At 36.2% G+C, this 13,081-nt stretch carries 7 protein-coding genes; all 7 read left to right on the top strand.

Annotated elements, in window-relative coordinates; all coding sequences use genetic code 11:
* Positions 1-11: 11 nt before the first annotated feature.
* The 7 genes from MWU65_RS04650 to MWU65_RS04680 all read left to right on the top strand — a co-directional run bounded on the left by MWU65_RS04650 (position 12) and on the right by MWU65_RS04680 (position 12,983).
* Complete coding sequence (locus MWU65_RS04650; RefSeq protein ID WP_247076012.1) at positions 12-1,865, top strand: arylsulfatase; 1,854 nt, start codon at positions 12-14, stop codon at positions 1,863-1,865.
* 83 nt (positions 1,866-1,948) lie between these two features.
* On the top strand, positions 1,949-3,349 hold the full coding sequence (locus MWU65_RS04655) for a sulfatase (RefSeq protein ID WP_247076013.1): 1,401 nt from the start codon (positions 1,949-1,951) through the stop codon (positions 3,347-3,349).
* A gap of 124 nt (positions 3,350-3,473) precedes the next feature.
* Entirely contained in the window at positions 3,474-6,524 is a 3,051-nt protein-coding gene (locus MWU65_RS04660; protein WP_247076014.1) for a M64 family metallopeptidase, read from the top strand.
* A gap of 38 nt (positions 6,525-6,562) precedes the next feature.
* Complete coding sequence (locus MWU65_RS04665; protein ID WP_247076015.1) at positions 6,563-8,122, top strand: sulfatase; 1,560 nt, start codon at positions 6,563-6,565, stop codon at positions 8,120-8,122.
* 149 nt (positions 8,123-8,271) lie between these two features.
* Entirely contained in the window at positions 8,272-9,102 is an 831-nt protein-coding gene (locus MWU65_RS04670) for a sialate O-acetylesterase (RefSeq protein ID WP_247076016.1), read from the top strand.
* A 29-nt stretch (positions 9,103-9,131) separates the two neighbouring features.
* A complete protein-coding gene (locus tag MWU65_RS04675; RefSeq protein ID WP_247076017.1) occupies positions 9,132-11,009 on the top strand; it encodes a DUF1080 domain-containing protein in 1,878 nt (625 codons plus the stop codon).
* A gap of 15 nt (positions 11,010-11,024) precedes the next feature.
* A complete protein-coding gene (locus MWU65_RS04680) occupies positions 11,025-12,983 on the top strand; it encodes a plastocyanin/azurin family copper-binding protein (protein WP_247076018.1) in 1,959 nt (652 codons plus the stop codon).
* The last annotated feature ends 98 nt before the right edge of the window (positions 12,984-13,081 follow it).

Below are 13,081 nucleotides of genomic sequence, written 5' to 3' on the forward strand. Positions count from 1 at the left end.
ATATTACATAAATGAGAAAATTAAAATATAGTTTAGCAATACCACTAATTGCTTTGTTTTTTTTTAGCTGTAAGGATGCTTCTAATAGAAAAATTATTCAACCTGACCGCAAAAAACCTAACGTTATTCTAATCATGACCGATGATCAGGGTTATGGGGATTTGGGTAGACACGGTAGTCCCTATGTAAAAACACCTGCTTTAGATGCCTTGTATGATGAAAGTGTTCGACTTACAGATTTTCATGTAGATCCATCCTGTTCGCCTACGAGATCCGCCTTATTAACAGGGAATTATTCTGCAAGGGCAGGGGTGTGGCACACCATAGGAGGAAGGTCTTTACTGAAAGAAGGAATGCCGACTATGCCCGAAATATTTGCGGCTAATGGTTATGAAACGGGAATTTTTGGTAAATGGCATCTGGGAGAAAATTATCCATTTAGGCCAATGGACAGGGGTTTTAAAGAGTCTATTGTACACGGTGGAGGTGGTATTGGCCAGAACCCTGATTATTGGGGAAATAACTATTATGATGATACCTATAAGCATAACGGTGCATTTGAAAAATATGAAGGGTATTGCAATAATGTATGGTTTGGTGAGGCTATTAATTATATAAAAGAGAATAAGGATAAACCTTTTTTTTGTTATATCCCTACAAATTTACCCCATGCGCCATTATTGGTAGATGAAAAGTATGTAGACCCATACAAAGGGCAAGTTTCAGATCGCTTGGCTAAATATTATGGGATGATTAGCAAGATGGATGAAGATGTTGCGACCTTGCTGAATGAAGTTAAAAAGATGGGATTAGAAGAAAATACCATCGTAATTTTTATGACAGATAATGGACCTTGCCCATGGTTCGGAGGTGTTGTGATTGATTTTGAAACTGGATTTGCAGAAGAGGGCTATACCGACGGATTAAGAGGTGGTAAGATTTGGGGGTATGAAAATGCGCATCGCGTACCCTTTTTTATGCGCTGGCCTAATGGTGGTATAGAAGGAGGTAAAGATTTAGATATGCTTTCTGGACATATTGATGTGATGCCAACCTTACTGGAACTATGTGGTTTAGAATTACCAAAAGAGTTGCAAATTGATGGCCGTAGTATTGTGCCATTTTTAGAGGGTGAAACTAAAGAATGGAAAGATGATAGAACTTTTTTCACGCATAACCAACGGGTAGAATATCCTGTAAAGGATAAAGAATACGAAGTGCTTACTGAAAAATGGCGACTGGTTAAAAGAGCGGAAAACGAGTTGTATGATATCGATAATGATCGAGAGGAAAAATTTAATATTGCAGATCAACATCCAGAAGTTGTAAAAGAACTTTATGGAAGATATGATGAATGGTGGACAGATGTCTCTGTAGATTTTGATAAATACGCTGCAATACATGTGGGCACACCTTTTGAAAATCCAGTGAAATTATATTCACATGATGCGCATACGCGTAAAGGAAAGAAGGTTTGGGTTATTGATGTGGCCAAAACAGGGAAATATAAAATTGAAGTAAATCGTTGGCGGGCAGAATCGGGCAAACGAATGGTAGAAAATTACGCTGGCGATAAAGAAATTGCAATAAAAGACGCCTGGTTAAAAATTGGAAACTTAGAACAGTTGAAAACAGTTGATCATAAAATGAAAGCAGCAACATTTGAGGTTGCTTTAAAAGCAGGTACAACATGTTTTGAGGCTGCTATCAACCTTATGGATAATGGAAAAATAGTTAGTCCAGAATGTATTTATGTTACCTATTTAGGAGATGCTAAGGAAGACGAATTAGGCGTTTATGTTGCTTCCGTGCCAGACGAGCGATTAAGAGAAGGTTATGAACAGAAAGTAATTCCTTTCGATTAACCATTTTAGAATGAATTATTTTTCAGCGGTCCTCTGAGAATAAAAAAATAGTAATAAGTAAAGAATTTATAATGATACAAAAAATGAAAAAAATTAAAGGGATAGCACTTATCCTTTTTTTAGTAGGCTTAATTGGTGGATGTGCAGAGAAGAAACAAGCACAAGACGAGGTTAAAGAAACGCAAAAGCCGAATATTATATTTGTATTAACCGATGACCAACGCTGGGATGCCCTTGGATTTTCTGGAAATTCTATTATTAAGACACCCAATATGGATCAACTGGCAGGGGAAGGGGTGTACTTCAAAAACGCATTTGTTACCACACCAATTTGTGCAGCCAGTAGGGCAACCATCCTTACGGGATTGTATGAAAGAACGCATGATTTTAATTTTGGAAAGCCTAATTTGAAAAATGAGTATATGAATCATAGTTACCCAGCCTTACTAAAGAACGCAGGGTATACAACAGGGTTTGTTGGTAAATTTGGCGTTAAAGTAAATGGTGGTATTGAAGGCGGAATGTTTGATACAATTATTAAAACCTATTATCCATATTTAAAAAATATTAATGGTAAAGAAGTTCATCTGGCAGACATCAATGGGAACCATGCAATAGATTTTATTAAAGCAAAAAAAGATGCGCCATTTTGTTTGTCATTATCCTTTTGGTCTCCGCATGCAGACGATGGATCTGAGGAACAATATTTTTGGCCTAAATATATGGACAGCCTATATGTTCAAGATGAAATTCCTACACCTACTACAGCAGACCCTGCTTTTTTTACTGCCTTACCAGATTTTATGAAACATTCTATGAATAGAAAAAGATGGTACTGGCGTTATGATACCCCTGAAAAATTTCAAAAAATGGTAAAAGGGTATTATAAAATGATCAGTACGGTAGATAGTGTGTTGGGGCGTTTAAGAGCAACATTAGAAGCGGAAGGTATTGCCGATAATACCGTTATTATTTTTATGGGAGATAATGGATATTATTTAGGCGAACGTGGTTTTGCTGGCAAATGGCTTATGCATGAACAATCGCTTCGTGTTCCTATGATGATTTATGATCCAAGGGCCGATGTAGCCATGCAAGGAAAAACCTTTGATGAAATGGTTCTAAACTTAGACATAGCACCTACAATTTTAGACTTGGCGGGTGTTGCCATTCCAGAAAGTTACCAAGGTAAAAGTTTGTTGCCGTTTTATAAAGGAGATACCCAAGGTTGGCGTACTTCTGGGTTTTTTGAGCATCAACGTGCCGGTGAATCGTTATTGCCAAAGACAGAAAGCATTAGGGATGATACTTGGAAATTTATCAGGTATGAAGCTAACCCAGAATTTATAGAATTTTACAATCATAAGGAAGATCTTAATGAGGTGAATAATTTGGCACTTGATCCCAAGTATAAAGACCAAATAGAAATCTATGCCCAGAAATGCGATTCAATTGTTGCCAGTCTTATGGCACAACGGAAATAATTAGTTTGTCTTTATGTAAACATAGTACAGTATTCGGATAATTTTGTAGTATAAGATGGAGTGCTGATACGTTACTTTTACCTCTGAGTAAATTCGTTTATTAATTAGAACTAAAAAAGGTAATATGAGGAGATTGTTTGGCACTATTTTTTTTGTTTTGGGTGTGATTTTTTGTGCCCATTCACAATCCAACAATAGATCAAAAATAGCGTGGAGTGAAAAGGAGTTGGATGCTTTTATTGAAAAATCTGAACTGATTCCTATTCAAATTACTGGTGATAAAGATAATAGAATTAACATCGTTATAATTAATCAGTGGACTTCAAAAGAAAAGGCGCCTTATAACACTCCTGAAATGAGAGGTGAGTTTGTAAAGGATATAGAAGAGTCATTGTTTGCAGCTTTAACTTATGGCGATGAAAGAGCACAAACAGCATATGCTAATTATAAGGAGTTTTTTAATGTGTACGGGTTTTGGGCGCCGCATACACCAGAATTTAGAAATGGAATAGAAATTGAAAACATCGATGCTATTCGTGAGAAATTATTTTTGCCGTGGAAGGATGAACATAAAGGTTGGGTAACATTCCTAATTATGCCTAACTTGGAAAATGGAGGTGGTGGAGCTGCCAGAAATTTAGAGGCAAGAGTAGGGAATGCCGTAATTGCTGGAAATGGAATAGGGAAAATGTTGCACGAAATTTCTCATACGTGCATGAGTTTGGGGGATGAGTATACCACACACCAAACCGGGACAGATGCTTTTCCTACCTATTCTGCTGATATAAATTATGAAAGAAATAAAGTAAAATGGAGAAAGTGGATAGAGCCAACAACTCCTGTCCCAACTCCATATGAAGCAGAATATTTAGATAAAATAGGTGCGTTTGAAGGAAATCAATATCATTTGGTAGATTACTTTAGATCAACGGCTCAGGGTTGTATAATGGGGGCTGGCATTTTTGATAATACTGAAGAAATGTGTCCACCGTGTAACCAAAGAGTATCTATGCGTGTTTACGATTTGGTAGATCCAATAAATTCTTTTGTTCCAGAGAATACTTCAATTGAAATAAATGGGCAGGAAAAAATAAAGTTTTCAGTAGATCATATTAAGCCAGAACCTAATACTCAGGTTGTTCGATGGTTTTTAAATGAAAAATTAATAGCTACGGGAGTAGATGAATTGGAGGTCGAATTCGGCGCAATTTCTAAGTATAAATTGGTGTGTGAAATTACAGATGAAACCCCAAATATTAGACCTGATCCGCCATACGCCAGGTTCCCTAAATTTGAAGTGAAATGGAATGTTAATAATAGCGCCCCTACTTCTAACAGTAATAAACAGCTCTCTGTAAAACTAAACCCGAAACAAAAGGATAAGAATGCTACGTTTTCCCATTCCATTGAATCTAAAGTAATAGGAGGTGTGCCACCTTATAGTTATAAGTGGTCTAATGGATCAACAGAAAATAGTTTAAACGAAGTGGGTGTTGGTGTGTACGACCTTACAGTAATAGATAGCGAGTATAGCACTGTAACAGCAAAAAGCGCTATTTATAAAAGTAGTGTTAGTGGAAAATTAAGCAAGCCTAAAAAAACAGCTAAAAATAAATCAGATATTCAGGTAGTTACAAATGTTAAAGCATCTGAAATTGGTAAGGGTAATGGCTCTTTGGTATTGGATGTAAAAGGAGCAGTAGAACCGTATAAAGTGCAATGGAAAAATGCCGACTATACCTATGGTGAATCTAGAATTTACGAAGCGGAAAATGGTGTTTTTGATATTTCAGGTTATGAAATGAAATCACTTTCTAGCGCTAGTAATAACTCCTATGTTTCTTTTAAAGGAAATGAAGGTGAAGTCTCATGGAATATTGAGGTGGGCAATAGTGGTATATATCCTATAGATATCATATATGGGGGTATACAAATGAATGGATCTACAGTTCAGCTAAAGGTTAATGGTAAACTGATGGATAAAAACATACAATTTGCCAAAACACTTCCATTGTATACCGGGTGGGCAGCTGCATCGGTAAATGTGTTTTTAACGGAGGGAGAAAATAAATTAAGCTTACAATCTATAGGAGAATCTATCCCAAATATTAACTATTTAAGAGTGCCTACTAGTGTTACAGCTAATACATTAAATCAGAAAGAATTAATTAATCTTAAAGGCGGCGATTATGACTATGTTGTGATAGATGCTGACAATAACACGCTTCAAGGTTCAGTACAGGTCCCAGAGGTATATCCTTTTAAAATTAATGATGTAAAAATAAAGAGTGACACTAATGGTACAATTAGTATTGTAGCTCCGATAGATGGGTATACCTATAAATGGTACGCAAATGATGCTCCTTTAACAAAGGGTGAAACTTATGAGAAGCCATTAAAAATTGGAACTTCATTTAAGCCGCAACAAAGAGGTAATTATTATGTGTCGGCACAAAATAAACTTTCCAAAGCAGAAAGTAGCAATAGAATTGGTATTGCGATAGATGATGTTTCTAATAAAAGAGCAATTGCAATTTCACCATCTGAAATAGGTAATAGAAGTGTAAAATTATGGCTTGATGCTAGTGATATTGATGGAAATGGGAGTGAAGACTCGGTTTTACCACTAAGAGGGCCGGTTAAAGCATGGAAAAGTAAAACTTGGCGTACACCAAACGACCTATTTATTAAATACGAGCCTAACACCTTGAATGGTAAAGGAGTTGCTGCTTTTGATAAGGTGTGGGTAGAATCTATGGAAAACGAAATAAAGGATTTTCATACCGTTATAATGGTGTATAAGGAAAGTAGTGTTTCCACTCCAGGAACTAGTCTTTATAGAGGCTTAAATCAATTTATAGGAAAAAGTAAAGATCATAAAAAGTCGATGTTTGATATAGAATCGATAGATGATCGAACAAAAAATGGTGAAGTATACCTTAATGGCGAAAAAATAAACCCATTTACAACTCCAAACCCAATGGACTACTGCATATTAACTGTGCAATTGGCTTCCCCATCAGACGTAGGCTTAAAAAGAACAGAAGGTTTGTGGGAAGGTGCTATTGCAGAATTGATTGTGATTGATAGAAAATTAACAGAATGGGAGCGAAAAGGTATTGAAGAATACCTGAGAAGAAAGTGGTTTTCTACCATTGATATTGAATTTAAATAAGTCACCAATACGTAAAGTATACCCTTTAAATATTTTAGATGAAACAAATAATTTATACCTTGATACTGTGTTTTTTACTACTGCTTAGTGGTATTGCCTGTAAAGACAAACCTGTAGAAGTTAAGAAACAAGCGAAACCAAATATAGTTTATATTATGACCGATGACCACGGTTATCAGGCAATAAGTAGCTATAATGGAGAGCTAAATCAGACGCCAAATATAGATAGGATAGCAACTGAAGGTGCTAAGTTTACGCGTAGTTTTGTAACCAACTCTATCTGTTCACCAAGTAGGGCCGTAATGTTGACAGGTAAATTTTCTCATTTAAATGGGCAGCAAATTAATAGCCAAAGGTTTGACGGGAGTCAGGTTACCTTCCCTAAAATTTTACAACAAACCGGCTACCAAACAGCAATGATTGGCAAGTGGCACTTAGGGAGTGATCCTACTGGTTTTGATTATTGGAATATTTTACCAGGTCAAGGAGATTACTACAATCCCGATTTTAACGAAATGGGAGAAAAGAGCAGGGTAGAAGGGTACGTCACGAGTCTTATTACGGAGTTTAGTTTAGACTGGTTAAAAAATAGAGATACTGAGAAGCCATTTGCGTTGCTAATGCACCATAAGGCACCTCACAGATGTTGGATGCCAGATACTACCTACTTGGAAAAGTACAACGATGTTAAATTTAAACTGCCAGAGAATTTTTATGATGACTATGAAGGGCGTACGGCTGCAGCCAGTCAAAAAATGCATATCAAAGATTTTTGTCCGGTAAACGATTTAAAAATGTATGATAAAGAAGGCGAAATTGATGGGCCTCTTCGTAAATATTTTGAAAATCAGATCAACCGTATGAATCCTGCCCAACGGGCTGCATGGGATAAGGCCTATGAAAAGGAAATTACCTATTTTAAAGAAGCAGGTTTAGAAGGTAAGGAATTGATGGAATGGAGGTACCAGCGGTATTTAGAAGATTATTTAAGATGTATTGCTTCTGTTGATGATAGTGTAGGTGAAGTGTTAGATTATTTGGAAGAAAATGGATTGGCAGAAAACACCTTGGTTGTATATACGTCTGACCAAGGATTTTATTTGGGAGAACACGGCTGGTTCGACAAGCGTTTTATGTACGAAGAATCTTTCCGTACCCCATTGTTGATGAAATTACCATCTAGATTTAAAAATAAAACCATTCCAGATTTGGTTCAAAATATTGATTATGCACCAACCTTTTTAGAACTTGCAGGGGCAGAGATTCCTATAGATATGCAAGGAAATTCGTTGCTTCCTTTGTTAGAAGGTGAAGCCGCGGAATGGAGAGATGCGGTCTATTATCATTACTATGAATATCCAGGACCACATTCGGTTAAAAGACATTATGGGGTTAGAACGGATCGCTATAAGTTAATTCATTTTTATGAGGATATTGACCAATGGGAGTTGTATGACCTTAAAGAAGATCCTACTGAAGTAAACAACCTTTATGGAAAAGAAGGATATGAAGAAGTAACACAAACTATGTATACAGAATTGCTTAAACTGCAAAAACAGTATAAAGATACTACCGTTACAAATGTTAAATTAAACTAAGGAATGGCCCTTAGGATTGTAATTTTATAGAAATTATATCGCTGATAAAAATTTCAAAACTGGAGTTTTGTTCTCGATATATTTTCTGTTTAATATCAAATTGAAAAAACCCTAGGAGTGTATGAATCTTATGATTTTATTAAATTTTAATGTTACCCAAACTTATGTTGTATAAAAATTCTTTAGTGTTGTTTTTAATTATTGTTCTTTTTACTGTTTCTAGTAACGGCCAAAGCAAACAAGATCAATTACCGGTTAAAGTTTTTATTTTAGGTGGCCAATCCAATATGGATGGTACCGGAAAATCAGAAGAACTTCCTGAGAAATACCAAACCCATTCAGACAAGATTATGATGTGGGACAATAAAGAAAATAAGTGGATGGCTTTGGGAACAGACTCTTTTGCAAGCCGAAGAAAATTTAAATTTGGGCCTGAAATTGCATTTTCACATTTAATGGCTAAAAAGTTTCCGAAGCACAGAATAGCGGTAGTAAAGACTTCTGCAGGAGGAACAAAATTATGGAAACATTGGCTTCCTAATCAGCCAATGTATAGCCGATTTCTTAAAAACATGAACAATGCATTAGAAAATCTAGAGCAATCTGGAGCTACCTATGAAGTTGAGGGAATGTTATGGATGCAGGGGGAGTCAGATGCTGAAACCATAGAATGGGCCAATGATTACGAGAAAAATTTAAAAATCTTCTTCAAGGACGTACGGATCCAAATTGGTAAACCGGACTTTCCCATTGTAATGGGACGAATATCAATAGGGCTATTGCGTGAAACACCTTGGGTTTTTGATTATACTGCTACGGTACAAGCCGCTCAAGATACGGTAGCTGCACAAGACAAAAACGTTTTTATTATCAATACAGATAAACTGGAAACGCTTAAGGACAATACTCATTTTAATTCTGAATCTAATCTTTGGTTGGGGAAAAAAATGGGTAAATTAATGATAAAAGCAATTAAGTAATTATATAATATTGTACTAAACTTAAATTAATGAAGAAAATACTCGTTTTTCTTGTAGTTGCTCAACTAATTGTAATTAGTTGTACAAATAAAAATAAAGAAACAAAAACCGATTTGGTTGATGTACCTGTATCATTTTTACCATTTAAAACCATTGACTTAAACGATAAGTCTGGGTTTTTAAAAAATGGTGACAATTGGCAAATTGTTGAAGATGCTTATGTGGATAGAAAAAAAGACAAATCACTTTCTGGCACTCCAGGTACAGGTGTTTTAATAAACTTACCTACTCCAAACTCAAAAGACCATCTTTTTACAGCCTTTGAACATGGAGATATAGAAGTTGAGGTTGATGTTATGATGCCGGTAAATTCTAATTCAGGTTTGTATTTTCAAGGGAGATATGAGATTCAATTATTTGATAGCTGGGGTGTTTTAAATCCTACCGCTGCAGATATGGGTGGTATTTACCAGCGTTGGGATAATGAGAGAGCGGAAGAAAAGGGGTATGAAGGCCATGCGCCTCATTTAAACGCAGCTAAGGCGCCAGGTTTATGGCAACATTTTAGGATTGTATTTCATGCGCCGAAATTTAATCCTGAAGGTGAAAAAATCAAGAATGCAGTGTTTAAAGAAGTTTGGCTAAATAATCAGTTACTACATGAAAATGTAGAAGTTACGGGGCCAACAAGAGCCGCAGCTTTTACAGATGAAAAACCATTAGGACCATTTATGATTCAAGGTGATCATGGGCCTGTAGCCATTAAAAATTTAAAGTATAAATTGTATGGAGAAAATAGGGTAACTTTAACTAATCTTAAAATGACCGAGTATGATAGTAAGTCAGAAACACTACCTGGTTTGGATACCATTACCTCGCTTCGTACCCTAGACACAGATTCTATTTCAGCTTTGATGGCAACAGGTGAGCGTCCTCGAAAAATTCTTGAATACAAGGGAGAGTTAGAAGTGCCAACTACTGGGGATTATGTTTTTAATTACAAAGTAAATGTGGCTGGAGGCTTCTTATTACTAAATAATGATACAATAATCAAGCTTGATCAGAATTTTAATGGCTATGCCAAAATAGCGCTTCAAAAAGGGAAGACACCATTTGCGTTAATCTATAATAAATACAATGGTAGAACTAGTGGATTAGGGCTATCTGTTGAAGGTCCTGAGATGGAAAAGCACGATTTACATGCTAAAAATTCATTTGTACCTAGGAGGAGAAACCCAAAAAATGATGTCATTATAGAGGTTAAAAATGAGCCAGTTACACAACGTAGTTATTTAATGCATAAGGGGGAGAAACGTACCCATGTAATTTCGGTTGGTATGCCAGAAGGCGTTAGTTATGCCTACGATTTAGAGTTAGGATCGCTGTTAAAAGTTTGGGACGGACAATTTTTAGACGCAACCCATATGTGGTATGTTCGCGGAATTGAACAACTAGGGGTTCCCAATGAATTTAATATTTCTTTTACCGGAAATCCAGATTTTGCTTTTTTAGAAGATGAAAGAACGGTTTGGCCAGATAGTATTGCTAGCACTATAATCCAAAAGCAATTGGGGTATGAGTTTGATGCCACTGGAATTCCTACTTTTTCCTATCAAATGAACGAATCTACCATCGCCAATAAAATAGAGGCATTAAAGAATGGTAGAGGGTTTAAAAGAGTAATTTCAATTGCAGGAAGTCAAGAGATTTGGTTTAAAATGGCAGACGGTAAAGAAATTAAAAAATTACCAGATGGGACATATGTGATTCGGGACGAGAACTACTTTATAGATTTTTCTACTTCTGATGGCATAACCCCGATAATCAGAAATGTGAATGGTAAAGATGAGTTATTGGTAAAAATAGCTCCTGGAAATAAAAGTATAAATTATAATATTATCTGGTAAATTAAAAGAATGCATATGTATCATAGTATAAAAATATCATTAGTACTAGTTTTTATAATTTTCAGCACTTTGCTCAGTGCGCAAGCTCCTTCTGAAATGGCTCAAAAAGAAGCTGTTTACTATGAAATTGTAGATGTTGCAATTCCCAAAGATGTTATTTTGGAAGTTGGTGGTTTAGTGCTAACCAATGAGGATAAGCTTGGCGTATCTACAAGAAGAGGAGAAGTATGGGTAATAGATAAGCCTTATAGTGATAATCCTATTTATAAAAGATTTGCGCACGGGTTGCATGAGTCTCTCGGACTTAATTTTAAAGACAATAGTTTTTACCTTGCCCAAAGGGGAGAATTAACACGTTTAACGGACACCAATGGCGACGGAAAAGCAAATTTGTACAAGACCATTTATTCTTGGCCGTTATCCGGTAACTATCACGATTACTCCTATGGACCTAAATTCACGGCCAATGGAGATATGTTGGTTACCCTTAATTTGTCATGGACGGGCCACGGTAACAGCTTGGTTAAATGGCGTGGATGGTTATTGAAAATTACACCAGAAGGCGAAATGGAACCTATTGCAACTGGTTTGCGTTCGCCATCTGGTTTTGAAATAAATGAAGAAGGCGATGTTTTTTATACTGAAAATCAAGGCGATTGGGTAGGTTCTGGACGAATGACGCATTTGGAAAAAGGTGATTTTGCAGGAAATCCAGCAGGATTAAAGTGGTCTTCAGATCCTAAATCTCCTATAAAATTAAAACAAAGTGATATAGAAGATGATTCTGGGCTTACACTTTATGAGTATTCTAAAAAGTTGCCAGCACTTAAAGCACCAGCCATTTGGTTTCCACATACCGTTTTGGGGATCGCTACTTCAGATATTTTGTACGATACTACGGCAAGTAAGTTTGGTCCTTTTGAAGGACAAATGTTTATCGGTGATCAAGGTCACAGTAAGATTACCCGAGTATTTATGGAAAAGATAAACGGCGTTTACCAAGGTGCAGCTTTTCCTTTTAGGGAAGGTTTTTCTTCCGGAGTTTTACGTATGATTTGGGGAAGTGATGCAAGTATGTTTGTTGGGATGACAAGTAGGGGATGGGCTTCTACTGGAAAAAAACAGTATGGACTACAACGATTAAAATGGACAGGGAAAATGCCTTTTGAAATAAAAACAATGAAGGCTTTAAACGACGGGTTTAAACTTGAATTTACTAAGCCTGTAAATAAAAAATTGGCTGCTGATGTGTCTTCGTACAACCTAACTACATTTACGTATAATTACCATAGTACATATGGGAGTGATATCATTGACAAACAATCGGCAATGATTCATGCGGCACAAGTTTCAGAAGATGGGCTTAGTGTAACCCTAAAAATCCACGGTTTGCGTTTGGGGTATATTCATCAATTAGAAGTACCAGGTGCAAAAGCAACTTCAGGGGAATTACTATTACACAATACAGGGTACTACACCCTAAACGAAGTGCCTGGAGGAAAATTAAATTCTCCATCCATGACCGTAGTTTCGAAATCCGATAAAAAGGTTAATCAACCAAAACGCACTAATACGATGCCTGCAACATGGAACAATAAGGTTGATCAAAAACTGGCTATAGGTACCAAACCAGGGTTAAAATATGATGTTGAAGAAGTAACTGTAAAAAGAGGAACTAAGGTTGAATTAACATTTAATAATAATGATGATATGCTTCATAACCTTGTGATTACAGAAAAAGGGAAAGCAGCTGTAGATGAAGTAGGTAAAATGGCATTATCACTTGGTTTAGATGGTGCAGATTACAATTATGTTCCGGATACCGATTTGGTATTGTACCACACTGGAATACTTCAGCCAGAAAGTTCTGAAAAGATATATGTTCAAATTCCTGATACTCCAGGTCAATATTGGATAGTTTGTACCTTCCCAGGACACTCTTCGGTAATGCGAGCCAAATTAATTGTGGAGTAAGGATATTTAGGAATTAGCGTAGGGAAACGCAATTAAGTTATAGGATAAAAGCCATTGTAAATGAAAACATTTACAATGGCTTTTTTTAGGTAATCTAA

Origin of the sequence: Cellulophaga sp. F20128 (assembly GCF_023015805.1) — a bacterium.
Lineage (GTDB): Bacteria > Bacteroidota > Bacteroidia > Flavobacteriales > Flavobacteriaceae > Cellulophaga.

Coding starts and splice junctions, on each gene's coding strand:
- MWU65_RS04655 (WP_247076013.1), top strand. CDS start 1,949: ATGAAAAAAATTAAAGGGATAGCACTTATCCTTTTTTTAGTAGGCTTA.
- MWU65_RS04675 (WP_247076017.1), top strand. CDS start 9,132: ATGAAGAAAATACTCGTTTTTCTTGTAGTTGCTCAACTAATTGTAATT.
- MWU65_RS04650 (WP_247076012.1), top strand. CDS start 12: ATGAGAAAATTAAAATATAGTTTAGCAATACCACTAATTGCTTTGTTT.
- MWU65_RS04665 (WP_247076015.1), top strand. CDS start 6,563: ATGAAACAAATAATTTATACCTTGATACTGTGTTTTTTACTACTGCTT.
- MWU65_RS04670 (WP_247076016.1), top strand. CDS start 8,272: ATGTTACCCAAACTTATGTTGTATAAAAATTCTTTAGTGTTGTTTTTA.
- MWU65_RS04660 (WP_247076014.1), top strand. CDS start 3,474: ATGAGGAGATTGTTTGGCACTATTTTTTTTGTTTTGGGTGTGATTTTT.
- MWU65_RS04680 (WP_247076018.1), top strand. CDS start 11,025: ATGTATCATAGTATAAAAATATCATTAGTACTAGTTTTTATAATTTTC.